Raw genomic sequence first — 23,445 nt, 5'->3', positions numbered from 1 at the left:
CCCCAGGAGCATGCATTCGGCGCAAACAGACGGTCACTGCAGGCCGAAGATCTTGCGGCGGCGCTTGGGTCTGAGCGCCCGCTTCATGTAGACCGTTCCGAGCTCGCGGCCGAACTTGTGCCCGACGCGGGCCATGCGCCCGGCCTCCTCGAACCCGAGCCTCGTGTGCAGCCGGATCGAGGCGTCCGCCTTGGTGTCGCTGATGACCGCGACCATCTCCCGGATGCCGAGCTGCTCGCACGCGTCGATGAGAGCCTGCAGCAGCACCGCCCCGAGCCCCTTGCCGCCGGCGCCCGGGCCGAGGTATATCGAGTCCTCGACGGTGTACCTGTAGGCGTTCCGCCCCGCCCAGGGCTGTGCGAGCGCGTAGCCGAGAACGACGCCCGCCGGTGAGACCGCCACCAGGAACGGCAGCCCGAGCCGGCCGAGCAGCGCGAACTTCTCCCGCCAGTACGGGATGCTGCTGCGTCGCTCGTCAAGCGTCACCACCGAGTTGCTCACGAAGTGGTTGTAGATCTCCCGGATGTACGGCAGATCTCCGGTGCGCGCAGGACGGATCGAGTACGAGAAGACCTCGGGAGCCGGTGCCGGGCGGAGATGACGCGGCAGGACGCGACGGCGGTCACCCGGTTCGAACTGCATGCGATCAGCTTAGATCGCGCTCCCCGTCGACGCGCCAGTCCACCGGCGTCGCGCCGAGTCCTTCCAGCAGGGAGTTCGAGCGCGAGAACGGACGGGAGCCGAAGAATCCTCTGCTCGCCGACAGCGGCGACGGGTGCGCCGACGCGATCACGGGGGTGTCGCCGAGCAGCGGCCGGACCTTCTCGGCATCCCTCCCCCACAGGATCGCGACCAGCGGGGAGCCCCTGTCGACGAGGGTGCGGATGGCGAGCTCGGTGACGCGCTCCCATCCCCAGCCGCGATGGGATGCCGCGGCGCCCGGCTGCACCGTGAGCACCCTGTTCAGCAGCAGCACGCCCTGATCGCTCCAGGCCGTGAGATCGCCGTGCGGCGCCGGCGGGATGCCGAGGTCGCTCTCGCGCTCCCTGTAGATGTTCACGAGGCTGCGCGGCAGCGGCCGCACGTGCCTCTCGACCGCGAAGGACAGCCCGATCGGATGCCCGGGGGTCGGATACGGGTCCTGTCCGGTGATGAGCACCCGCACGTCGGCGAGCGGCCGCTGGAAGGCCCGCAGCACGTTCTGCCCTTCGGGAAGATATCCCCGCCCGGCCGCCTGCTCGGCGCGCAGCCGCTCCCCCAGGGCCGTGATGTCGGCCTGGACGGGTGCAAGCGCCTCAGCCCATGCCGGATCCATGAGCCCTTCGACTGCGAGCTCCTCGAGGCTGCGGGGCGGCATCGCTCAGACGTCCGAGCGCACGCGCAGCGGCCCGCGCGCCAGCATGTGGTTCGCGGACTGCGCCACCGGGCGCATCGTGATGAGGTCGAGATTGACGTGCCCCGGCGCGTCCAGGGCGTATGCGATGACGTCGGCGACGTCCTCGGCGCGCAGCGGCTCGTCGACACCGGAGTACACGGCCTCGGCCGCGACCGAGTCGCCGCCCAGCCGGTTCAGCGCGAACTCCTCCGTGTGCACCATGCCAGGCGCGATCTCGGACACGCGGATCGGCTCGCCGTTCAGCTCGAGACGCAGCGCGTGCACCAGCATCGCCTGCGCCGCCTTCGCCGCGTTGTAGCCGCCGCCTCCCGGGTACGCCACCTGGGCGGCCGTGGACGTCACGAACAGCGTGTCGGCGTGGCCGTCGGCCTCGGCCGCACGACGAAGCAGCGGCAGCAGCCCCGCGACCAGGCGCTGGCTGGCGAGCACGTTGGCGTCGAACATCCACTGCCAGTCGGCGGTCTTGGCGTCTTCGATGCGATCGGTGCCGCGCGCCCCGCCCGCGACCTGCACGAGGGCATGCACGGGGCCGGAATCCTCGAGCGCCGACACCAGGGCGGCGACCGCATCCGCGTCCGTCAGATCGCACGCGATCGCTGAGGCGCCCGTCTCCGCTGCGAGGGCTGCGAGCCGGTCCTCCCGTCGCGCCACACCGACCACGTCCCAGCCGCGGGATCTGAGCGTCCGGACGGTCGCCTCCCCGATCCCCGAACTCGCACCGGTCACCACTGCACGCCTGTTCATCATGCGTCCACCGTACGATGTTCCGGCTCGGAACGCCGCTGGCGCACTGTTACGTCACATGTCCGGTCCGTTGTTGACAGCGAGCGTTCTTCCGTACTCTCGCAGCAACGTCATCCGCCACCCGACCTATCCGAACGTTCCAGGGGGAACACATGTCCGCAGCCGAGAACTGGCGCTTCGAGACCAAGCAGATCCACTCCGGCGCAGCGCCGGATCCGGTCACCAAGGCTCGCGCCACGCCGATCTACCAGACCACGTCCTACGTGTTCGACAACGCGGACCACGCTGCCAACCTCTTCGCCCTGGCCGAGTTCGGCAACATCTACACCCGCATCCAGAACCCGACCCAGGATGTCCTCGAGCAGCGCCTCGCGGCACTCGAGGGCGGCACCGGGGCGCTCGTGCTCTCCAGCGGCCAGGCCGCCTCCACGTTCGCGATCCTCAACATCGCGCAGGCCGGCGACCACTTCGTCGCATCGAGCTCGATCTACGGCGGCACGTACAACCTCTTCAAGTACACGCTCGCGAAGCTCGGCATCGAGGTCACCTTCGTCGAGAACCAGGATGACGCCGAGGAGTGGCGCCGCGCCGTCCGCCCGAACACCAAGCTGTTCTTCGCGGAGACCATCGGCAACCCGCAGATCAACGTCCTCGACATCCGCGCCGTCGCCGACGTCGCACACGCGAGCGGCGTGCCCCTGATCGTCGACAACACGATCGCGACCCCGTACCTGATCCGTCCGTTCGAGCACGGCGCCGACATCATCGTGCACTCGGTCACCAAGTTCCTCGGCGGCCACGGCACCACCATCGGCGGCGTCGTCATCGACGGCGGGACGTTCGAGTGGTCGAAGAACGTCGACCGGTTCCCGGGTCTCACCGAGCCCGACCCCTCCTACCACGGCGCCAGCTACACCGCGGCGGTCGGCGACAGCCTCGCCTACATCATCAAGGCCCGCGTGCAGCTGCTCCGCGACCTCGGCTCCGCCATCGCCCCGCAGAGCGCCTGGAACCTCATCCAGGGCGTCGAGACGCTGTCGCTGCGCATCGAGCGCCACGTGCAGAACGCGCAGGAGATCGCCGAGTGGCTCGACAGCCGCGACGACGTCGCGACCGTCAACTACTCGGGTCTTCCGTCCTCGCCGTGGTATGCCAAGGCGAACGAGTACGCCCCGAAGGGCGTCGGCGCCGTGCTCTCGTTCGAGCTGAAGGGCGGCGTCGAGGCCGGCCGCGAGTTCGTGAACAGCCTGACGCTGTTCAGCCACCTCGCCAACATCGGCGACGTGCGCTCGCTGGTGATCCACCCCGCATCGACCACGCACGCCCAGCTCACGCCGGAGCAGCAGCTCACCGCGGGCGTCACTCCCGGTCTCGTGCGCCTGTCCGTGGGGCTCGAGAACATCGACGACCTCAAGGCGGATCTCGACCAGGCTCTCGCCGCGGCACGCCGCGTGTCGGAGGCTGCTCGCGCCTGATCGGCCACAGAGACGACGGATGCCCCGGGCCTCGGCTCGGGGCATCCGTCGTCTCCGGGGGCGGGCGGATGCCGGGCCTCGGTGCGACTCATCCGCGTAACCTGCCGCCCCTCGCCCTCCGACCGAGCGAGAATGGACCAATGGACTGGCAGACGACCTCTGAGGACACGGTGCCGTCGGCACCCGTGACGGAGGCCGACGTCCGTCTGCTCCGCGCACGACCGCCGTCGACGGGCGCCTGGCGCGACGGCGACCCCGTCGGGGGCCGGCGCTTCGCCTCGTCCGGCGCGTTCCGCACCGAGAGCGGCGCCGAGCTGCCCGGCATCCGCGTCGCCTACGAGACCTGGGGCGAGCTGAATGCCGCCCGCGACAACGCCGTCCTCGTGCTGCATGCGCTCACCGGCGACAGCCATGTGCGCGGCGAGGCCGGAGCGGGGCACCCGACCGCCGGCTGGTGGGAGGACATCGTCGGCCCCGGCGCCCCGTTCGACACCGACCGCTGGTTCGTGATCGCCCCGAACATGCTGGGCGGATGCCAGGGTTCCACGGGTGCCGCCAGCATCGCCCCGAGCGGGTACGAGTGGGCTTCCCGCTTCCCGTATCTGACGATCCGCGACCAGGTCGCAGCGCAGGTGCGTCTCGCCGACGCGCTCGGCATCGACACCTGGGCCGCCGTCGTCGGCGGCTCGATGGGCGGCATGCACGCCCTGGAGTGGGCGGTCACGCATCCCGAGCGCGTGGCGCGGCTCGCGGTGCTGTCGTCGCCGCCGGTGACCACGGCCGACCAGATCGCGCTGAACACCGTTCAGCTGGAGACCATTCGGATGGATCCGCGGTTCCAGTGCGGCGAGTACTACGACCTCGCGGACGGCGAGGGGCCGCACCGAGGCCTGGCGCTGGCGCGCCGGATGGCGCTGTTGAACTATCGCAGCCCGATCGAGCTCAACCAGCGCTTCCAGCGCTCGTGGCAGTCCGACGTGTCGCCGCTCGGTCACGGCGGGCGGTTCGCGGTCGAGTCGTACCTCGACTTCCACGGCAACAAGTTCACCCGCCGGTTCGACGCGAACAGCTACGTCACCCTCGTCGAGGCGATGAACTCGCACGACGTCGGCCGAGACCGCGGCGGCGTCGAGGAGGCGCTGCGCACGGTCACCGCGACCACGCTGGTGCTCGGCATCGACAGCGACCGGCTGTTCCCCGTCGACGGCCAGCACCGCATCGCGCGCAGCATCCCGAACACCCTCGACGGCAGCGAGGCGGTGGTCCTCACGAGTGACTTCGGGCACGACGGCTTCCTGATCGAGACGGCCGCCGTCGGCGCCCACCTCCGCCGCCTCCTGGCCGCCTGAGCGCGAGCAGACGGCCGCGCCGGGAGGAGCCTGGTCACCCGGAGACGAACCGCCACGGCAGCACGCCGGTCTCCAGGCGCGCATCGCCCCAGCGGAAGACGCGCCCCGCCGGGGTCTCGACGACGCGCGTCTCGAACAGGCGGGCCACCCCCGCGGCCGCCAGCGCGGATCCGGCATCCGCGAACGCCGACAACTGATGCAGCGTCACCCAGGTGGGCGGGAACAGCATCCACTCCCCCGTGATCTGCCTGGCCAGCGCCTCGCCCGGGCTGATCCACGCGGCTTCCGCCACCTCGTCATCGGAGATCCGAAGCTCGCCCTGCGGCGCGCGTGCGAGGAAGAACCAGGTGCGGATGCGCGTGGGCGCCTCGGCCGGCGGATGCCACTGCGACAACTCCACGAGATCTTCGACCGCGAGTCCGACCTCTTCGGCGGTCTCCCGGATCCCTGCACGACGAGCGTCGTCGACCTCCGATGCGCCGGGCGCGCGGTCATCCTCCTCGACCTTCCCGCCGGGGAACACCCAGGCGCCCGCGAACGAGCCGCGAGCCGGGCGACGGATCAGGAGAACCTCGAATCCGTCAGCCGCGGTGCGCAGGAGGACGACGGTGCCGGCGACGGGCAGGTCCTCGAGCGCGCTCACGCGTTTCACTCTACGGCCGCAGCGCCGCCCGCCGCCCGCTGAGAGCGTGGCTGCGCGCCTCGACCCGATACGAGAGCACTGCGATCCCGAGCCCGGCCACCGCCAGGGCGGCACCCGCCCACGACGGCGCGGTGAAGCCCCAGCCGACAGCGATCACGACGCCGCCGAGGAAGGCGCCGAGACTGTTGCCGATGTTCAGCGCCGAGTGGTTCAGCGCTGCGGCGATGGACTGGTTGTCGCCCGCGACGTCCATCAGCCGGGTCTGGATCGTCGGGCTGAGCACCGAGGACACGAACCCGACCACGACGACGAGCACGCACAGGGTCACGATCCAGAACGCCAGCAGCGCGAGCAGCGCGAACACGACCGCCATCGCGGCGAGCCCCGCGAGCAGCGTGCGGCGCAGATCGATGTCGGCGAGATGCCCGCCGACCAGGTTTCCTGCGGTCATGCCGATGCCCATCAGCACCAGGACGATGGGCACCACCCCTTCGGGAGAGCCCGCGATCTCGGTCACGAGGGGGGCGATGTAGCTGTAGACGGCGAAGAATCCGCCGAACCCGATCGCGCCGACGCCGAGAGCGAGCCACACCTGGCCGATGCGGAACACTCCGAGTTCGGCGCGCATCGTGCGACCTGGCTCCCCCGGATGCTCGGGAACGAAGAACACGATGCACAGCGTCGCAAGCGCGAAGACGACGCCGACGGCCGCGAATGCCGCCCGCCAGCCCCACTGCTGCCCGAGGAACGTGCCGAGCGGCACTCCGACCACGTTCGCGACGGTGAGGCCGGTGAGGATGAACGCGACGCCCTTGGCCCGGTTCCCCGGTCCCATCACGTCGGCGGCGACGAGCGCCCCGATGCCGAAGTACGCGCCGTGCGGGAGCCCAGCGAGGAAACGCGATGCGCCGACGAGCTCGAACGTCGGCAGCACGACCGTGAGCGCGTTGAACAGGGTGAGAGCGAGTGCGAGCACGATCATCACGCGGTGCCGCGGGAATCGCGCGACGAATCCCGCGATCGTCGGGGCGCCGACGACGACGCCGAGCGCGTACAGCGAGATCAGCCAACCGGCCTGGCTCAGGGCGTCCTCCGGGCTCGTGCGCCAGAGAGCGGGCAGCAGGTCCCCGGCGATGTCGGGAAGCAGGCCCATGACGACGAACTCGGTCATGCCGATGCCGAAGCTGCCGATGGCGAGGGAGAGGAGCGCCCTCTTCGCCGCACCCCTCGATTCAGTCGAGGGATTCACCCGTTCATGCTAGCGGTCGCGGGACTCGTCGATCGCCGACTCGAGGCGCTCGATCTTGGCGTCCAGCTCACGGGAGTACCCGGGCCGGATGTCGGCTTTGAGCACGAGCGAGACCCGGGAGCCGAAGGGCATCACCGCTTCGGTGGCGCGTTTGACGACATCCATCACGGTGTCCCAGTCGGGGCCCTCGATCTCGGTGAACATGCTGGTGGTGCGGTGCGGCAGGCCGGACTCCCGGACGACGCGCACCGCGGCGGCGACGGCGTCGTGCACCGAGTCGGTGCGCTCGGCGCCTTCCGGGCGCTCGGAGTCGCCGGCGGGCGTGCCGCTGGGTGCGACGGAGAAGGCGATCAGCATGGGTTCACTCCCTGTTGGTGGACGGACGAGAGGCGGGCACCCGGACGATGGCGCGGATGCCGACGACGAGGAGCACGATGAGCAGGAGGTTGCGCAGCGTCAGGATCAGCACCGGCAGCAGCTCTGCCCGCAGCAGCGCGTCATAGCTCAGAGGGTAGACGAGGCACGTGAGCGCGCACAGGGTCAGCACGAGCACCGCGGGCACCCGCGCCCTGGTGCGGTCGAGCACGAGCCAGAGGATCACGGGCACGATCAGCCAGGTCTGGAACTGCGGCGAGCCCACCTTGTTCAGGGTGATCAGGGCGGTGACCAGAGACAGCGCGAGCGGCGGGAACAGCCTCGGGAACGACGCTCCGCGCACGGCTTTCACCGCGCCGATCGCGCCCACCGAGAGCACCAGGATCATCATCAGCGGCGTGAGCACCGCGCCGACGGCATCCGCCCCCGGTGCGGCGATCTGGAAGGTGAGGATCTCGAAGCTGTACTCGATGCGCGCGGCTCCTGCCGCTGCGAGCCACAGGAAGGGCGTGGCCGCGACCGCCTCGATCTGCAGGCCGCGGCCGTTCTGCTCTGTCAGGAAGCCGAACAGCTCGGCATCAGCGCCGAGCAGGAGCAGCACGCCGGCGATCACAGCCGTGACCGCGGCCACGGCGAACACGATCCGCACTCTCGCACGGAACGCGATCACCGCGGCGACCACGAGAGCACCGGGCCAGATCTTGATCCACGCGCCGATCGTCAGCAGCGCCGCGGCCACGGTCGGGCGGCGGGTGAGCCAGAGAACGCCGACGATCGCGGCCGGCACCGTCACCGCGTCGATCCGGTACAGGGCGATCGGCCCGAGCAGCAGAAGGGCCGCGCACCAGAACCAGGCGGCGGCGCGACGCGGCTGCGACGGCGAACGCCCGACGAGCACCCCGAACGCGAGCGCGTCGAGCGCCGTCACCAGCACGGCCCACGCGATCAGGTAGGCCCCGGAGACGCCCATCGATGCGACCAGCGGTGCGGCGATGATCTTCGCCAGCAGCATCGGCAGCAGCGCGAGCTGCGGGTAGACCCACGTCTCGGTGACGCCGACGATCGCTCCCCCGCTCAGAGCGGATGACGACCACGGCTCGTACACGAGCACCACGTCGCCCATCGGCTGGCTCGGGTAGACCCAGCCCGCAGTCACGGTCGCCGCGTGCACGATCAGGAAGACGCACCAGAGCACGACGACGCGGAGCGTCCTCGCGCGGATCACGAGAGCAGGTCCGCGATCGCGTGCGGCAGGGCTTCTGCGACGTCGAGGGCGACGATCGGATGCCCCGGCACGGTGCCGTCCGCCACTCCGGCGGCGTGGCGCGCCGCATGCCCGTGCAGCCAGGCGCCGGCGGCGGCGACCTCGGCGATAGGCGCGTCCCGGTTCGCGGCGATCAGGGCGCCGAGGATGCCGGCGAGGACGTCGCCCGTTCCCGCCGTCGCGAGCCAGCCGGTGCCGGCCGACATCTCGATCACGGGGCCTTCGGGATCCGCGATGAGCGTGCGAGCGCCCTTGAGCAGCACCGTCGCCCTCAACTCCCTGGCGACCGCCGAGACGTCCCGGGGACGGTCGTCGCTGCGGGCCTGCAGGCCGAGGTTCTGCTGAAGCCGGGCGAACTCGCCGGCGTGCGGCGTGAGGAGCAGCGGCGCGGTCGCCCCCGGCACCAGGTCCAGCGCTCCCGCGTCGACGACGACCGGGGCGGGTCCCGTGAGGATCTCACGCAACTGCGCGGTCTCGGCGTCAGAGCGCTGTGCGGCATCCGTTCCTGAGCCGATCACCCAGGCGTCGATCCGCGACCGGCCGGTATCCGCACCGGCGACGGTCTCCGGGCGGCGGGCGAGCACGGCATCCGCCGCCCTCTGCGCGCCGACGTAGCGGACGTATCCGGCGCCCGCACGCCATGCGGCTTCCACGCCGAGCACCGCGGCGCCCGGGTAGGCGGCAGAGCCCGTGCGCAGCGCGACCACGCCGCGCGAGTACTTGTCGTCCTCGGTCCCGGGGACGCGGAGGAACCTCGCGGTGTCCCTGCGGGACCATTCGCGGATATCGACCATGACTCCACGTTAGTGCGACGGCCCCGGCTCCTCCCCCAGCCGGTAGCGTCGAACGGTGAGCATCCTCTTCTCCCCTCTGAGCATCCGTTCCGTCACTTTCCGCAATCGGCTCTGGGTCTCCCCCATGTGCATGTACAGCGCGGTCGACGGCGTGGTGCAGGAATGGCACCACACCCACCTCGCGCAGTTCGCCTCCGGCGGTGCCGGGCTGGTCGTCGCCGAGGCGACCGCGGTCCTCCCCGAGGGGCGGATCTCCCCCCGCGACGCCGGACTCTGGAACGACGAGCAGCGCGACGCCTGGGCGCCGATCGTCCGTGCGATCCACGACCGCGGCTCGGTGGCCGGCATCCAGCTCGCCCACGCAGGGCGCAAGGCATCCACCTGGTGGCCGTGGGCGGAGGGTCGCGGATCGGTGTCCGAGAACGACGGCGGATGGACGACCGTCGCCCCGACGGTCGTGGCGTTCGACGGCTTCGCATCGCCTGCGGCCCTCGACGCCGACGGCATCGACGCCGTGGTGGGCGCGTTCGCCGCGTCGACCAGGCGCGCGCTCGACGCAGGGTTCGATGTCATCGAGATCCACGGCGCGCACGGCTACCTGCTGCACCAGTTCCTCTCGCCCCTGTCGAACCTCCGCGACGACGAGTACGGCGGGTCGCTGGAGAACCGCGCCCGGCTGCTGCTCCGTGTGGTCGACGCGGTGCGCGCCGAGGCGGGCGACGATGTCCCCGTGTTCGTCCGCATCTCGGCGACCGACCACGCCGACGGCGGCTTCACCCCCGACGAGGCCACGATCGTGGGCGGCTGGGCCGCCGAGCACGGCGCCGACCTCATCGACGTCTCCAGCGGCGGACTCGTCGCGCATCAGCAGATCAGCGTGTTCCCCGGCTACCAGGTGTCACTCGCAGACACCGTCCGGCAGGGCGGCCGCATCCCCGTCTCTGCGGTCGGGCTGATCACGGCGAGCGCGCAGGCGGAGCAGGTGCTCGCCGACGGTGCGGCCGATGCGATCTTCGCGGGTCGAGAGTGGCTGCGCGACCCGCACTTCGCGCTCCGCGCCGCCCACGAGCTCGACGCGGATGTGGCGTGGCCGCCGCAGTACGAGCGAGCGCACTGGCGCTGAAGCCCGGCGCGGCGAAGGCCGTCGGCCCCCGCTCGGGGGCCGACGGCCTTCGTCATCGGCGTTCGGCGACTCAGCGCCCGCGGAACCGCCGCGTCGCGTCCTGCACCTCGCCGACGAGCTCTTCGAGGATGTCCTCCAGGAACAGCACGGCCGTCGTCCTGCCGTCGGCGTCGCGCACCTTGGCGAGGTGGCGGCCGGCGCGGCGCATCACGGCGAGCGCATCCTCCAGGTCGGTGTCCTCTTGCACTGGCACCATGTGGTGGATGCGCTTGGTGGGCACCGGCGCCGCCATCTTCGCGGCCGCATCCGGCCCCTCCGAGGCGCGCAGGATGTCCTTGAGGTGGACGTAGCCGACAGGCCCGCCGTCCGCGTCGACGATCACGTAGCGCGAGAACCCGTAGCGGGCGACCGCCTTCTCGATGTCATCCGGAGTCGTGGTCTGCGGGAGCGAGACCAGGTCGCTCAGCGGGACAGCCACGTCGCGCGCCTTCTTGTCGGTGAACTCGACGGCCGCGGCGACCGCGCCGGCGGCGTCCGTGAGGACGCCCTCCCGGCGGGACTGGTCGACGATCGTCGCCACCTCGCCGAGCGTGAACGTCGATGCCGCCTCGCTCTTCGGCTGCACCCGGAACAGCCGCAGCACGCCGTTCGCGCTCGCGTTCAGCAGCCAGATCACCGGCATGAACACCTTCGAGACCCAGACCAGGGGCGGCGCCAGGATCAGCACCGCACGGTCGGGAACGGAGAAGGCGAGGTTCTTCGGCACCATCTCGCCGAACACCACGTGCAGGAACGACACGATCAGCAGCGCGATCGTGAACGAGACCGCGTCGACCACGGCATCCGTCCATCCGATCGCGTGCAGCGGCGCCGCCAGCAGGTGGTGGATCGCCGGCTCCGACACGTTCAGGATCAGCAGCGAGCAGATCGTGATGCCGAGCTGCGAGGTCGCGAGCATCAGCGTCGCGTGCTCCATCGCATACAGCGCGGTCTTCGCCGCACGGGAGCCCTGCTCGGCGCGCGGCTCGATCTGCGAGCGCCGCGCGGAGATCACCGCGAACTCGGCGCCGACGAAGAACGCGTTGGCGATCAGCAGGATGACGAGCCATACGATTCCAGCCCAGTCGCTCATCGGCCGGCCTCCTCGTCGGTGTCATCGGATCTCGGGATGTAGCGGATGCGGTCGATGCGACGGCCGTCCATCCGGACGACCTGGAGCATCCCGGTGTCGACCTCGACCTCGTCGCCCACGACGGGGACGCGCTCGAGCACGCTCATGACGTAGCCGGCCACGGTGTCGTACACGTCGCCCTCCGGGACCGCAACGCCGGCGCGGCGACGCAGCTCGTCGGGACGCAGCTCCCCTGGGAAGGTGACGCCGTCGGGCCCGACGATGACGCCCGCCCTGGAGCGGTCGTGCTCGTCGGACACCTCTCCGACGATCTCCTCGATGAGGTCCTCCAGCGTGACGAGTCCCGCCGTGCCTCCGTACTCGTCGACGACCACGGCCAGCTGGTACCCGCGGGCGCGCAGCTCGGCGATGAGCCCGTCGATGTGCACGGTCTCGGGGACCCGCAGCGGCTCCGTGGCGAGTGCGCCAACCGGAACGTCGGCCCGGCGCCCGCGGGGCACGGACACCGCGGCCTTCAGGTGCACCACACCGGTGATGTCGTCGAGATCGTCGTCGTACACGGGGAACCGGCTGTGCCCCGTGCGGCGCGCGAGCATGATCACGTCGTCGGCCGAGTCGCCGGCCGCGATGGCGTGCATGCTCGGCCGGGCCGTCATCACGTCGGCGGCGGTGAGGCGGGAGAAGGTCAGGGTGCGGTCGAGCAGGGTCGCGGTGTCCTCCTCGAGGACGCCGGCCATCGCCGAGCGCCGCACCAGGGAGGAGAGCTCCTCCGCCGTGCGGGCGCCGGAGAGCTCTTCTTTGGGCTCGATGCCCATACTGCGCAGCACGCCGTTGGCGCTGCCGTTGAGCGCGATCACCGCCGGCTTGAAGATGGTCGTGAACGCGACCTGGAACGGGATCACCAGCTTCGCGGTCGCGAGAGGCAGCGCCAGTGCGAAGTTCTTCGGCACGAGCTCGCCGAGGATCATCGACAGCACCGTGGCCACGACGATCGCGACCACGGTCGCGATCGGGGCGATCACCGCCTCGGGGATGTTCCAGGCGACGAAGGTCGGATGCAGCAGGTTCGAGAGCGCCGGCTCCATCGTGTACCCGGTGAGCAGCGTCGTGAGCGTGATGCCGAGCTGTGCGGAGGAGAGATGGGTCGACGTCTGCCGCAGCGCGCCGATGGTCAGAGCCAGCCGCGACTCGCCGCGCGCCTGGCGCGCCTCGAGGTCGGCGCGATCGAGGTTGACCAGCGCGAACTCGCTCGCGACGAAGAGGCCGGTCCCGACCGTGAGGAGAAGCCCCACGCCCAACAGGATGTAATCCATCACAGGATCCTCTCGTTCAGGAGAGGCGGGCGGTGGGGCGATCTACTGCAACTGGGAGGGTCGTCCATGGTGTCCCCGATTGTACAGAAGCCTGCTGGGACGCTCGCCGGGGTTGCGGTGCCGCGCGCGATGTGCGTCGGGCTCAGTCACGGCGGGGATCGCGCGCTGTCATTCCCTGCGTCGCGCTGTCATTCCCTGCGTCGCGCTGTCCATCGGCGTTCGCGCGCCAGAGAACACGGCAGCGTGAACGCGGAACAGCAGCGCAAGTCGGGGAACAGCAGCGCGAGTTCGCCCCGTCACGACCGACGTCGCGGGCGGGGCAGCCGAGACGGGAGGCCATCCGCGGTGAGGATGTCGTAGAGCTCGGCCGGATCCTTGTGCGCCGGCGTGCGCCACCGTGAAAGACACGCGACCTGCCGGCGCAGAGCATCCGCCCTGTCCTTCTCCTCGAGCAGAGCCTGTCGAGGGGTCCGGCCCTGGAGGATGTCGGGATCGAAGTACTTCCCGGTGCCGTCGAACTCCGCCGCGTGATCGTACTTCTCGAAGTAGTAGTCGGTGCGGGCCGTCCGCCCTCCGGGGAGCCGGAACTCGCGCTGCAGCACCGGAGGCGGGAAGCCCAGTCTCGCGATCAGAACGCGCCCCTCCGACTCGCGCACGGAATCCGCCAGATGCGTGCTGAAGTCGACTGCGCGAGGCACTCGCGCGAAACCGCGACGCCAGTTCTTGTCGATGAGGTCACGGACGTGACCGATGTCGGTGAGCGCGCCACCTCTCCGGTTCGACCACTGCGCCTGATCGAGCGCGATCACGCCGGCAGTGAAATCGGATGCCGCCGCCAGATCGAGCGCAGTCTGAGCAGCCGAGGTCACGAGGTGTCCGCGCCACTCGATCAGTTCCACGCCCTCGAACCCGAGCGCATGGCGTCGGGTCGCGCCGGACGAGCGCCCGCCTGTCGTCTTCGGGATCCGGACGTCCACCCTGGTCGGCCAGGACCCGACCCTGTCGATGCCATGGACTGCGGCCGCCGCACTGTGTGTGAGCACCAGCGGCGCTCGCGCACGGTCGGCGACCTCGAGCACGCGAGCCAGATGCCGATCGATCGGCGTGAGCGCTGTCCACTCCTCGGAGCTGACATAGCTGCCGGCGACGATCCGTCGGAAGCTCCCGCTCTGCACCGACGCATGCAGACCGCGGTCGCTCGCCCCTTCGAGATCGCGGCGGCGATGGACGACGATGGGATGCTCTGTTCGCAGCTTCATCGTGGCACTCTCACACACGGCGTGCGGCATCCGCCCGTCCTCCACAGGGCTCGCGCGAAGCCGGTCGCGAAGCGCGACTGTGCAGAGGAGTTCGCTGCCCCCGCTTCGCGCTGTCAAACCCCGCTTCGCGCGGTCAATCAGGGCACGCGCTGCAGAAAATTCAGCAGCGCGAGCAGAGAAGAGCAGCGCGATGCGGGGAAGAGCAGCGCGAGCAGCGCGATGCGGGGAAGAGCAGCGCGGGCAGCGCGATGCGGGGAAGAGCAGCGCGAGCAGCCGGGGAACAGCGCGCGAGCCGCTACCAGCTGACCGGAAGCGCCTTGCCCTCCTCGTACCCGGCGGCCGACTGGAGTCCGACGACCGCGCGCTCGTGGAACTCGGGCACGGACGCCGCCCCCGCGTAGGTGAACGAGGAGCGGACGCCCGACGTGATCATGTCGAGCAGATCCTCGAGGCCGGGGCGCAGCGGATCGAGATAGATCTTCGACGAGGAGATCCCCTCGGCGAACAGCTCCTTGCGGGCCCGCTCGTACGCGTCGAGGCGCCCGAACCGGGCCTGCACGGCCTTGGTGGAGGCCATCCCCCAGGACTCCTTGAAGATCCGCCCCTCGGCATCCCTCTGGAGCTCCCCCGGCGCCTCGATCGTGCCGGCGAACCACGAGCCCACCATCACGGATGCCGCGCCTGCGGCGAGCGCGAGTGCGACGTCACGCGGATAGCGCACCCCGCCGTCCGCCCAGACGTGCGCGCCGAGAGCCCTGGCGGCCTCTGCCGTCTCCAGCACCGCGGAGAACTGCGGCCGGCCGACCGCGGTCATCATGCGCGTCGTGCACATCGCGCCGGGCCCGACGCCCACCTTGAGGATCGATGCGCCGGCATCGACCAGGTCCTCGACGCCCTCCGCGGTGACGATGTTTCCGGCGACGATCGGGATCCTGAGGCCCAGCTCGGAGACGGAGCGCAGCGCGCGCAGCATCCCGTCCTGATGCCCGTGCGCGGTGTCGACCACGAGAACGTCGACGCCGGCCGCGGCGAGCGCCTTCGCCTTGACCGCCACATCGCCGTTGATGCCGACGGCCGCCGCGACGATCAGGCGTCCGTCGGAGTCGAGGGCGGGGCGGTACAGGGTCGAGCGCAGCGCGCTGCGGGCGCTCAGCGTGCCGACCAGGTGACCGTGGTGGAGCACCGTCACCATCTCGACCCCGGCGTCGGTGATCACGTCGAAGGCGTGACGCTCCGAGCCGATGTCGTCGGCGTCCAGCGCCGGCGCACCGGTGTGAACGAGGTCGCCGAGCTGAGCGTCCGGCAGGGCGGTCGCGAGCCGCGTCGCCGGGAGGATGCCGAGGATCCGGTCAGCGTCGTAGGGCGCGGAGCCGGTCGCGACGACGATGCCGTGCCCGGCGGTGGCGGGCAGCAGCCGGAGCGCATCGGACACGGATGCCGCCGGCGGGAGCACGATCGGCGTGTCCCAGAGCACAGGCTGCGACTTGACGTCGCGGATCGCGGCGTCGAGATCCTGCAGCGGCAGATCCTGCGGGAGAACGCCGAGCCCTCCCCGGCGGGCGAGCACCGCGGCGAGCCGCGGGCCGGTCACCGAGTTCATGTTCGAGGCCACCAGGGGAAGCGTCGCGGGTGTTCCGTCCTGCGGGGCGAGGTCGACCTGCAGACGACTGGTCACCGCCGAATGGCGCGGAACCAGGAACACGTCGGAATAGGTCAGATCGACGGCGGGCTGCTTTCCTGCGAACTCCATGCCCCCACGCTACTCAGATCGCGGCCGTCCGGGGGGCACGGCGACGACGATTCGGCCGGGGAAACACGTTAGGCTTGTTGGTCGAGAGTGTGCGGACCCCGACGCATCCTGCGTCCCTGTCGGCACACGTTGGACTTCAGCGATGAAAGAGGGCGATCGAGCGTGTCGAACCAGGTGACCGGCGTCGGGGGCGACGGGGGGTTCGGAGCCAATTCGTGGCTCGTCGAAGAGCTCTACGAGCAGTTCAAGGTCGACCGCAACTCCGTCGACAAGGAGTGGTGGCCGATCCTGGAGAAGTACCAGTCGGATGCCGCCGCCGCTCCCGCTGCTCCTGCCGTCACGCCTCCGGCTGCCGCCGACCAGGTCGCGCACCCCGTCACCGCGCCGATCCCTGTCATCGGCCAGCAGCCCGTCGCGCGCACCACGACCAAGCCAGCCGCTGCAGCCCCCATCCCCGCCCAGGCGCCCAAGCCCGAGGCCAAGGAGAACGTGGAGCCGACCGAGGAGGACAAGGTCACGCCTCTGCGCGGCCTGCCGAAGACCCTCGCGGCGAACATGGACGAGTCGCTGACCGTCCCGACCGCCACGAGTGTGCGGACCATCCCCGCGAAGCTGATGATCGACAACCGCATCGTGATCAACAATCACATGGCGCGCACGCGCGGCGGCAAGATCAGCTTCACGCACCTCATCGGCTGGGCGCTGATCCGCACCCTCGACGAGTTCCGCAGCCAGAACGTGTTCTACGCCGAGATCGACGGCAAGCCGTCGGTCGTCGCGCCGGCGCACGTGAACCTCGGCATCGCGATCGACCTCCCCAAGCCCGACGGCACGCGGGCGCTGATGGTCCCCAGCATCAAGCGCGCCGAGACCATGTCCTTCAGCGAATACCTCATCGCATACGAGGACCTCGTCACCCGGGCACGCGGGAACAAGCTGACCGCCGCCGACTTCCAGGGCACCACGGTGTCGCTGACCAACCCCGGCGGCATCGGCACCGTGCACTCGGTGCCGCGCCTGATGAAGGGCCAGGGGTGCATCATCGGCGCCGGCGCCCTCGAGTACCCCGCCGAGTTCCAGGGCGCGAGCGACAAGACGCTGAACGAGCTCGCGATCGGAAAGACGATCACGCTCACCAGCACCTACGACCACCGCGTCATCCAGGGCGCCGGCTCCGGCGAGTTCCTGAAGAAGGTGCACGAGCTGCTCATCGGGCAGCGCGGCTTCTACGACGACATCTTCGCCGCCCTCCGCATCCCCTACGCGCCGATCCGCTGGAATCCGGACATCGCCGTCGACCTCGCCGAGCGCGTCGACAAGCAGTCCCGCGTGCAGGAGCTGATCAACTCCTTCCGCGTGCGCGGCCACCTCATGGCCGACATCGACCCGCTCGAGTACGTGCAGCGCTCGCACCCCGACCTCGAGATCGAGAGCCACGGCCTCACGTTCTGGGACCTCGATCGCCAGTTCGTCACCGGCGGGTTCGGCGGCCGGCGCCTCGCGAAGCTCCGCGACATCCTCGGTGTGCTCCGCGACTCCTACTGCCGCACCCTCGGCATCGAGTACATGCACATCCAGGATCCGGAGCAGCGCCGCTGGTTCCAGGAGAAGGTCGAGGTCAAGTACCAGAAGCCCGGCCATGACGAGCAGCTCCGGGTGCTCCGAAAGCTCAACGAGGCCGAGGCCTTCGAGACGTTCCTGCAGACCAAGTTCGTAGGCCAGAAGCGCTTCTCGCTCGAGGGCGGCGAGTCGCTGATCCCGCTGCTCGACGAGATCCTCCAGGGCGCCGCGACCGCCGGCCTCGAGGGCGCGGCGATCGGCATGGCCCACCGCGGCCGCCTGAACGTGCTCACCAACATCGCCGGCAAGACCTACGGTCAGGTGTTCCGCGAGTTCGAGGGCACGCAGATGCCGGGCAACCAGCGCGGATCGGGCGACGTGAAGTACCACCTCGGCACCGAGGGCACGTTCATCGCAGACGACGGCTCCGAGCTCCCGGTCTACCTCGCCGCGAACCCGTCGCACCTGGAGACCGTGGACGGCGTCCTCGAGGGCATCGTCCGCGCGAAGCAGGACCGCAAGCCCATCGGCACCTTCACCTGGCTGCCGATCCTCGTGCACGGCGACGCCGCGTTCGCGGGCCAGGGCGTGGTCGTCGAGACGCTGCAGATGTCGCAGCTGCGCGGCTACCGCACCGGCGGCACGATCCACGTCGTGGTGAACAACCAGGTCGGCTTCACCACCACCCCCAACGACGGACGCTCCTCGGTGTACGCCACCGACGTCGCAAAGACCATCCAGGCGCCGGTCTTCCACGTCAACGGCGACGACCCCGAGGCCGTGATCCACGTCGCGCAGCTCGCGTTCGAGTACCGCGAGCGCTTCCACCGCGACGTCGTGATCGACCTGGTCTGCTACCGCCGACGCGGTCACAACGAGGGCGACGACCCCTCGATGACCCAGCCGCTGATGACCGATCTCATCCAGGCGAAGCGCTCGGTGCGCAAGCTCTACACCGAGTCGCTCGTCGGCCGCGGCGACATCACCGAGGAGGAGTACGAGCAGGCGAAGGCCGACTTCCAGAACCGCCTCGAGATCGCCTTCGCGGAGACGCACGCCGCCGAGACCGGCGCGACCCCGATCGCCCCTGATCTCGCGCCCGTCGACGATCAGGTCGGCGAGCCGGACGTCACCGGTGTCGCCAAGGAGGTCATCCAGCTCATCGGCGACGCGTTCGTGAACAAGCCCGAGGGCTTCACGGTGCACCCGAAGATCCAGCAGCTGCTCGACAAGCGCCTCGACATGAGCCGCAACGGCGGCATCGACTGGGGCTTCGGCGAGCTGCTCGCGTTCGGATCGCTCCTGGTCGAGGGCACCTCGGTGCGCTTCGCCGGCCAGGACGCACGTCGAGGCACCTTCGTGCAGCGTCACGCGACCCTCCACGACCGCGCGAACGGCCAGGAGTGGCTCCCGCTGTCCAACCTGTCCGAGTCGCAGGGACGCTTCTTCATCTACGACTCCCTGCTCAGCGAGTACGCGGCCCTCGGATTCGAGTACGGCTACTCGGTGGAGGCGCCGGAGGCGCTCGTGCTCTGGGAGGCGCAGTTCGGCGACTTCGTCAACGGCGCCCAGTCGGTGATCGATGAGTACATCTCAGCCGCGGAGCAGAAGTGGGGCCAGCACTCGAGCGTGACCCTGCTCCTGCCGCACGGCTACGAGGGCCAGGGGCCCGACCACTCGTCGGCTCGCATCGAGCGCTTCCTGCAGCTGTGTGCGCAGGACAACATGATCGTCGCCCGTCCTTCGACCCCGGCGTCCCACTTCCACCTCCTCCGCCGCCAGGCCTACGCACGACCGCGCAAGCCGCTGATCGTGTTCACGCCGAAGGCGATGCTGCGCCTTCGCGGGGCGACCAGCCCGGTCGAGGCCTTCACTCAGGGCCGGTTCGAGCCGGTCATCGACGACGACCGGGGTCTGGACCGCGGCGCTGTGAAGCGCGTGCTGGTGCACTCGGGCAAGGTGCACTGGGATCTGCGCGCCGAGCTCGAGAAGAACCCGAACCCGGAGATCGCGCTGGTCCGCCTGGAGCAGCTGTACCCGACGCCGATCGACGAGCTCAAGGCGATCACCGACTCGTACCCGAACGCCGAGCTGGTGTGGGTGCAGGAGGAGCCGGAGAACCAGGGCGCATGGCCGTTCCTCGCACTCGCCTTCGCCGACGTCCCCGGCGACCGCACCTTCCGTCCGGTCGCGCGGTCAGCGTCCGCATCTCCGGCCACCGGATCCTCCAAGGTGCACGCCGCCGAGCAGGCCAGGCTGCTGCGTGAGGCGCTCACGCTGAGCTGAGCGCATCCGCAGGAGAAGGGGCGCCTCGACCGGTTCACGGTCGGGGCGCCCCTTCGAGTGCGCCGGTGGGCCGGATGCCGTCAGCGCAGGAGTCTGCGGACCGCCGTGACGAGCACGGCGCCGATCGCGAGGATGCCGGGGATCAGCAGGGCGGATGCCGCCAGCACGAGCAGCCCGGCGCACAGGACCGCGGCGAGCACCGCCGTCCACCAGCCGAGCGTGCCTCTCTCGAGGATGCGGACCGCGGCGACCATCCCGAGCACGTAGATCGCCACCATGCTCGCGGTGTGCACGAGGATGAACGGCTGCAGGTCGAACCCGGTCTGGAACAGGACAGCGAAATACGCCGTCGAGACAGCACCGGTCAGCAGGAGCGCCCGTCGCGGGATCACTCCGTTCTCGGCGCCGCGAGCGAACCATCGCGGCAGGTCGCCGCTTCGCGCGAGCGAGGCTCCGAGCTTCGCGAACGCGGCGAGATAGACGTTGAGCACGCCGACGGCGACGATCGCGGCCACGGCGCCGATCATCACCGGCGCCGCCCCGGGTGCGCTCTGGGCGGCGAGGTCGAGCAGCACCACGTCCCCCTCGCCTGCCTGCTCCCCCAGGGACCCCACAGTGACGACCTGCAGCGCGAGGTACGCCGCACCGGAGAGGAGCAGCGTGACGGCGGTGGCGATCGGGATCACCTGCCGGGGCCTCGCGAACTCACCGGAGATGTGCGTGCCGACCTCCCAGCCCGCGAACGCCCACACGAACATCACGATCGCCGTTCCGACGCCGCTCCAGCCGTGCGGAAGGAACGGCGAGAAGTTCGCCGTGTCGACAGCCGGCGCGGCGAGCGCGACCACCACGACGACCACCGCGAGCAGCAGACCTGTGAGCACGAGCTGCATCCACCCCGCGACGCGGACGCCGAACATGTTCACGGCGAGCGGCACGACGAAGAACGCGAGCGCCACGATGGGCACTGCCGAGCGGTCAGTGCCGAGTGCGGCGGAGATGTACTGGGCGCCGAGCGTGGCCACGACCGGACCGCCTGCGGCGACACCGAACAGGAACCAGTAGCCGGTGGCGCGCGCCGCCGTGTCGCCGAGCGCCCTCCGCACGTAACTGGCGACACCGCCCGGGTCGGGATAGCGTGCCGCGAGCACGCCGAACGTCGTCGCCAGCGGTATCGCCAGCAGGGTCACGACCGCCACCGCGACGACGCTCGCAGGACCGGCCACGTGCGCCGCGAGTCCAGGGAGCACGAGCAGTCCGGTGCCGAGCACCGAGGCGAGGTACAGGGCGACGCCCTGCAGCAGGCCGATCCCGTGCACGGGGCGCGTCGTGGTCGCTGTCATCCGTTCATCCTCCGCCGGCGGCGCGCGAGGCGGAACATCCTCGACCGCCAGATTCCGGCGGTTCTCGGCCAACCTCTGCCGAGGTCAATACCAGATGTCCAGAGACGGCACCGGGAACGCGATGAACGCGCGGTCGATCGCCTCCACGGCACTCGCGTCCGCGACGATCCTGCCGGCGCCGTGCAGCGCATTCGCGCGGATTCCGCCCGCGTACAGGGCGGACAGGGTCGAGACGTCGAGCGCGACGTCGGCCGGGATGCCGGTCACCGGCTCGATCGACGCCGATCCCGTCGCACTGACGCTCAGCCGCCAGTCGCCGGCCGCGAACCCCAGCGGGTCCTCGACCCGGAGCACGAGGTCCAGCGGCGCGGAATAGCGCCGGGAGGTCAGCGCAGCCGGCAGGTCGAGGATGCGCAGCCAGCCGTGGTCGTGCTCGATCTTGGTGACGCCTCGGTGATCGTCGACCAGCCAGGGCAGCGGATCGTCGAGCGGCCTCAGGTCGGCCGTGACCTCGTCGACGAGGTCGTGCTGCAGCGCGAATCGCCACAGCGCCGTGAGCGCGTCACGCGTCTCCGCGACCAGCATGCGCACTGAGAGCGAGAACCGGAACGTTCCTTCCTTCTCGCTCAGGGAGTACGCGAGCGCGCCGCGCAGCTCGCCGTGCTCGTCGATGTAGCGCACGCCGCGCACGCGATCACGATCCGGTGCGTGCGGCGCCGCGCCGGAATGTCCGTCCCAGCGCCCCTGCCAGCCGGGGATGCGACCGGAGACCCCGCGACGTGCACGCTCGTGCACCGCGCCGATGTCCGCGGCGAGCGTCTCCCGATCGACGTACTCCAGGCGCCCTGAGGTGTCGGGCCCCGCCCAGCCCGCGCGGCGGGTGTCGACCGTGAACGCCGCGACCGGGATCGCCGGTCCGAATCCGTAGCGGCCGTAGATCGTCGCCTCGGAGACCGTCAGGCCGGCGATCGGCACGCCGGCGGATGCCGCAGCGCGCAGCTCCCCCTCCAGAAGGGATCTCGCGATGCCCCTCCGGCGATGAGTGGCGGCGACCGTCACGACGCTGATGGCCCACATCGGGATGTCCCCGCCGCCAGGCACGGTGAGCGGAGTCACCCAGGAGTTCGTGGTCGCCACCGGCAGCGCGCCGGCGGGGGCTCCTGGCTCGACGACCGCGATGTTGCGGCGCGCCGCGAAGGTCGCACGCGCCCCGGCGAGCGCCTCCGGTGTCGGCTCGGCACCCAGGAACCCTCGGTCCACCGCCCGCTGGAACGCGGTCGCACCCTCGTCGTGGGACAGATCCACCACGCGATACTCGAGACCGGCGCTCTTCAGCCGCTCGGCGGATGTCGGGTCGGCCGGGACGTCGCGCGCGTCGATCTTCGTCATCGACTCAGACTAGCGACGCCAGCGGACGCCAGGTCAGTGAGCGCCCGCCTGCACCTGGCGCAGGCGCGCGAACACCATGTCGCGGAGCTCCTCCGGAGCGGTCTCCTTGCACGCGCGGGCGATGACCTCGGTGAGGGTGGTCGCCACGAGAGCCTCGTCTCGGCACGACGGGCAATGCTCCAGGTGCTCGCGGATCTCGGTGTGCTCGGTCTTGCAGACCTCGTTGCGGAGGTACTCCTCCAGGTCCTGACGGGCTTTGTCGCAGCCGCAGTCGCTCATTTCCTGCTCCTCGTGTCAGCCGCGGCGATACCCCGCTCGACGGCGTAGTCGGCCAACAGCTCCCGCAGCATCCGCCTGCCACGGTGCAGGCGGCTCATCACGGTGCCGATGGGTGTCTTCATGATGTCGGCGATCTCCTGGTAGGCGAAGCCCTCGACGTCCGCGAGGTACACCGCCAGCCTGAAGTCCTCCGGTACGGCCTGCAGCGCGTCCTTGACGACGGACGCAGGCATCCGGTCGATGGCCTCCGCCTCGGCCGAGCGGCCCTGCGTCGCCGTCGTGGACTCGGCACCGCCGAGCTGCCAGTCCTCGAGCTCGTCGATCGTGCCTTGGAAGGGCTCGCGCTGCTTCTTGCGATAGATGTTGATGTATGTGTTGGTGAGGATGCGGTACAGCCACGCCTTGAGGTTCGTGCCCTGCGTGAACGTCGCCCAGGAGCCGTACGCCTTCACGAAGGTCTCCTGCACGAGGTCCGCCGCATCGGCGGGATTGCGGGTCATGCGCATCGCCGCGGCGTAGAGCTGATCCATGAAGGGGATCGCCTGCTCTTCGAACTCGCGCCGAGGGGCGCTGACCGTGTCTGCGGTTGCGGTGTCATCCATCACGGGCCAGTCTAGGCCGCTGAGGTCCACCGACTCGCGTTCCAGCGTTGCGAGCATGCTCTCTCCTTGTCAGCGAGGACCGCCGATTCGATCGGACGACCACTCGGGTTCACTAAAGTG

20 protein-coding genes are annotated in these 23,445 nt (G+C 70.3%); 4 read left to right on the top strand and 16 right to left on the bottom strand.

Translation table 11 applies throughout. From position 1 onward, the window contains the following. Positions 1 to 33: 33 nt before the first annotated feature. Genes IPV10_RS08310 through IPV10_RS08300 form a run of 3 tightly spaced genes read right to left on the bottom strand, consistent with a single transcriptional unit; the run spans position 34 to position 2,143 of the window. Positions 34 to 642 (bottom strand): GNAT family N-acetyltransferase, encoded by a 609-nt coding sequence (locus tag IPV10_RS08310; RefSeq protein ID WP_207482674.1) that lies wholly within the window; start codon positions 640 to 642, stop codon positions 34 to 36. A 4-nt stretch (positions 643 to 646) separates the two neighbouring features. Continuing rightward, on the bottom strand, positions 647 to 1,357 hold the full coding sequence (locus IPV10_RS08305; RefSeq protein WP_207482672.1) for a uracil-DNA glycosylase: 711 nt from the start codon (positions 1,355 to 1,357) through the stop codon (positions 647 to 649). Between the two features lie 3 nt (positions 1,358 to 1,360). After that, complete coding sequence (locus IPV10_RS08300; RefSeq protein WP_207482670.1) at positions 1,361 to 2,143, bottom strand: SDR family oxidoreductase; 783 nt, start codon at positions 2,141 to 2,143, stop codon at positions 1,361 to 1,363. Between the two features lie 149 nt (positions 2,144 to 2,292). Between IPV10_RS08300 and IPV10_RS08295 the strand changes: the two genes are divergently transcribed. Together IPV10_RS08295 and IPV10_RS08290 are read left to right on the top strand one after the other, a co-directional pair. Then, on the top strand, positions 2,293 to 3,615 hold the full coding sequence (locus IPV10_RS08295) for a bifunctional o-acetylhomoserine/o-acetylserine sulfhydrylase (RefSeq protein ID WP_207482668.1): 1,323 nt from the start codon (positions 2,293 to 2,295) through the stop codon (positions 3,613 to 3,615). A gap of 140 nt (positions 3,616 to 3,755) precedes the next feature. After that, positions 3,756 to 4,964, top strand: a complete 1,209-nt coding sequence (locus IPV10_RS08290; protein WP_207482666.1) for a homoserine O-acetyltransferase — start codon at positions 3,756 to 3,758, stop codon at positions 4,962 to 4,964. Positions 4,965 to 4,998: 34 nt separating this feature from the next. Here the strand turns inward: IPV10_RS08290 and IPV10_RS08285 are convergent, their stop codons facing one another. The 5 genes from IPV10_RS08285 to IPV10_RS08265 are packed head-to-tail and all read right to left on the bottom strand — an operon-like array spanning position 4,999 to position 9,289. Next, a complete protein-coding gene (locus IPV10_RS08285) occupies positions 4,999 to 5,607 on the bottom strand; it encodes an NUDIX hydrolase (protein WP_207482664.1) in 609 nt (202 codons plus the stop codon). A gap of 10 nt (positions 5,608 to 5,617) precedes the next feature. After that, positions 5,618 to 6,856: an MFS transporter gene (locus IPV10_RS08280; protein WP_207482662.1), complete on the bottom strand. Its 1,239-nt coding sequence runs from the start codon at positions 6,854 to 6,856 to the stop codon at positions 5,618 to 5,620. A 9-nt stretch (positions 6,857 to 6,865) separates the two neighbouring features. Continuing rightward, complete coding sequence (locus IPV10_RS08275; protein ID WP_207482660.1) at positions 6,866 to 7,213, bottom strand: thiamine-binding protein; 348 nt, start codon at positions 7,211 to 7,213, stop codon at positions 6,866 to 6,868. 4 nt (positions 7,214 to 7,217) lie between these two features. After that, positions 7,218 to 8,456 (bottom strand): hypothetical protein, encoded by a 1,239-nt coding sequence (locus tag IPV10_RS08270; RefSeq protein WP_307861087.1) that lies wholly within the window; start codon positions 8,454 to 8,456, stop codon positions 7,218 to 7,220. Continuing rightward, positions 8,453 to 9,289 carry an NAD(P)H-hydrate dehydratase gene (locus IPV10_RS08265; protein WP_207482658.1) on the bottom strand — a complete coding sequence of 279 codons (837 nt, stop codon included), beginning with the start codon at positions 9,287 to 9,289 and terminating at the stop codon, positions 8,453 to 8,455. The genes IPV10_RS08270 and IPV10_RS08265 overlap by 4 nt, the downstream gene beginning before the upstream one ends. A gap of 55 nt (positions 9,290 to 9,344) precedes the next feature. Here IPV10_RS08265 and IPV10_RS08260 point away from each other — a divergent pair, with 55 nt between their 5' ends. Further along, complete coding sequence (locus tag IPV10_RS08260; protein ID WP_207482657.1) at positions 9,345 to 10,412, top strand: NADH:flavin oxidoreductase/NADH oxidase; 1,068 nt, start codon at positions 9,345 to 9,347, stop codon at positions 10,410 to 10,412. 70 nt (positions 10,413 to 10,482) lie between these two features. On the opposite strand, the gene IPV10_RS08255 is transcribed toward IPV10_RS08260, so the two are convergent. From IPV10_RS08255 to IPV10_RS08240, 4 genes are all read right to left on the bottom strand, one after another. Further along, the gene (locus IPV10_RS08255; protein WP_207482655.1) at positions 10,483 to 11,544 is read right to left on the bottom strand and encodes a hemolysin family protein; all 1,062 of its coding nucleotides are present in this window, start codon (positions 11,542 to 11,544) and stop codon (positions 10,483 to 10,485) included. Beyond that, positions 11,541 to 12,857, bottom strand: a complete 1,317-nt coding sequence (locus IPV10_RS08250) for a hemolysin family protein (RefSeq protein ID WP_207482653.1) — start codon at positions 12,855 to 12,857, stop codon at positions 11,541 to 11,543. The genes IPV10_RS08255 and IPV10_RS08250 overlap by 4 nt, the downstream gene beginning before the upstream one ends. 296 nt (positions 12,858 to 13,153) lie before the next feature. Further along, the gene (locus tag IPV10_RS08245; RefSeq protein WP_207482651.1) at positions 13,154 to 14,116 is read right to left on the bottom strand and encodes a hypothetical protein; all 963 of its coding nucleotides are present in this window, start codon (positions 14,114 to 14,116) and stop codon (positions 13,154 to 13,156) included. A 295-nt stretch (positions 14,117 to 14,411) separates the two neighbouring features. Then, the gene (locus IPV10_RS08240; RefSeq protein ID WP_207482649.1) at positions 14,412 to 15,866 is read right to left on the bottom strand and encodes a GuaB1 family IMP dehydrogenase-related protein; all 1,455 of its coding nucleotides are present in this window, start codon (positions 15,864 to 15,866) and stop codon (positions 14,412 to 14,414) included. Between the two features lie 162 nt (positions 15,867 to 16,028). Here IPV10_RS08240 and IPV10_RS08235 point away from each other — a divergent pair, with 162 nt between their 5' ends. Continuing rightward, a complete protein-coding gene (locus tag IPV10_RS08235; protein WP_207482647.1) occupies positions 16,029 to 19,712 on the top strand; it encodes a multifunctional oxoglutarate decarboxylase/oxoglutarate dehydrogenase thiamine pyrophosphate-binding subunit/dihydrolipoyllysine-residue succinyltransferase subunit in 3,684 nt (1,227 codons plus the stop codon). An 80-nt stretch (positions 19,713 to 19,792) separates the two neighbouring features. On the opposite strand, the gene IPV10_RS08230 is transcribed toward IPV10_RS08235, so the two are convergent. The 4 genes from IPV10_RS08230 to IPV10_RS08215 form a co-directional block, all read right to left on the bottom strand. Then, complete coding sequence (locus IPV10_RS08230; protein WP_207482645.1) at positions 19,793 to 21,055, bottom strand: APC family permease; 1,263 nt, start codon at positions 21,053 to 21,055, stop codon at positions 19,793 to 19,795. 84 nt (positions 21,056 to 21,139) lie between these two features. Further along, positions 21,140 to 22,444 carry a GNAT family N-acetyltransferase gene (locus IPV10_RS08225; RefSeq protein WP_207482643.1) on the bottom strand — a complete coding sequence of 435 codons (1,305 nt, stop codon included), beginning with the start codon at positions 22,442 to 22,444 and terminating at the stop codon, positions 21,140 to 21,142. A gap of 33 nt (positions 22,445 to 22,477) precedes the next feature. Beyond that, positions 22,478 to 22,723, bottom strand: coding sequence for a zf-HC2 domain-containing protein (locus IPV10_RS08220; RefSeq protein WP_207482641.1), 246 nt, complete (start codon positions 22,721 to 22,723; stop codon positions 22,478 to 22,480). Next, the gene (locus IPV10_RS08215; protein ID WP_207482639.1) at positions 22,720 to 23,382 is read right to left on the bottom strand and encodes a sigma-70 family RNA polymerase sigma factor; all 663 of its coding nucleotides are present in this window, start codon (positions 23,380 to 23,382) and stop codon (positions 22,720 to 22,722) included. The genes IPV10_RS08220 and IPV10_RS08215 overlap by 4 nt, the downstream gene beginning before the upstream one ends. Positions 23,383 to 23,445 lie beyond the last annotated feature (63 nt).

Origin of the sequence: Microbacterium sp. SD291 (genome assembly GCF_017355365.1) — a bacterium.
GTDB lineage: Bacteria > Actinomycetota > Actinomycetes > Actinomycetales > Microbacteriaceae > Microbacterium.
Note: the sequence above shows the minus strand (reverse complement) of the source record. Positions and strands in the feature narration are given on the sequence as shown.

Coding starts and splice junctions, on each gene's coding strand:
- IPV10_RS08290 (WP_207482666.1), top strand. CDS start 3,756: ATGGACTGGCAGACGACCTCTGAGGACACGGTGCCGTCGGCACCCGTG.
- IPV10_RS08245 (WP_207482651.1), bottom strand. CDS start 14,116: ATGAAGCTGCGAACAGAGCATCCCATCGTCGTCCATCGCCGCCGCGAT.
- IPV10_RS08225 (WP_207482643.1), bottom strand. CDS start 22,444: ATGACGAAGATCGACGCGCGCGACGTCCCGGCCGACCCGACATCCGCC.
- IPV10_RS08295 (WP_207482668.1), top strand. CDS start 2,293: ATGTCCGCAGCCGAGAACTGGCGCTTCGAGACCAAGCAGATCCACTCC.
- IPV10_RS08305 (WP_207482672.1), bottom strand. CDS start 1,357: ATGCCGCCCCGCAGCCTCGAGGAGCTCGCAGTCGAAGGGCTCATGGAT.
- IPV10_RS08230 (WP_207482645.1), bottom strand. CDS start 21,055: ATGACAGCGACCACGACGCGCCCCGTGCACGGGATCGGCCTGCTGCAG.
- IPV10_RS08265 (WP_207482658.1), bottom strand. CDS start 9,289: ATGGTCGATATCCGCGAATGGTCCCGCAGGGACACCGCGAGGTTCCTC.
- IPV10_RS08240 (WP_207482649.1), bottom strand. CDS start 15,866: ATGGAGTTCGCAGGAAAGCAGCCCGCCGTCGATCTGACCTATTCCGAC.
- IPV10_RS08310 (WP_207482674.1), bottom strand. CDS start 642: ATGCAGTTCGAACCGGGTGACCGCCGTCGCGTCCTGCCGCGTCATCTC.
- IPV10_RS08300 (WP_207482670.1), bottom strand. CDS start 2,143: ATGATGAACAGGCGTGCAGTGGTGACCGGTGCGAGTTCGGGGATCGGG.
- IPV10_RS08220 (WP_207482641.1), bottom strand. CDS start 22,723: ATGAGCGACTGCGGCTGCGACAAAGCCCGTCAGGACCTGGAGGAGTAC.
- IPV10_RS08215 (WP_207482639.1), bottom strand. CDS start 23,382: ATGCTCGCAACGCTGGAACGCGAGTCGGTGGACCTCAGCGGCCTAGAC.
- IPV10_RS08250 (WP_207482653.1), bottom strand. CDS start 12,857: ATGGATTACATCCTGTTGGGCGTGGGGCTTCTCCTCACGGTCGGGACC.
- IPV10_RS08275 (WP_207482660.1), bottom strand. CDS start 7,213: ATGCTGATCGCCTTCTCCGTCGCACCCAGCGGCACGCCCGCCGGCGAC.
- IPV10_RS08255 (WP_207482655.1), bottom strand. CDS start 11,544: ATGAGCGACTGGGCTGGAATCGTATGGCTCGTCATCCTGCTGATCGCC.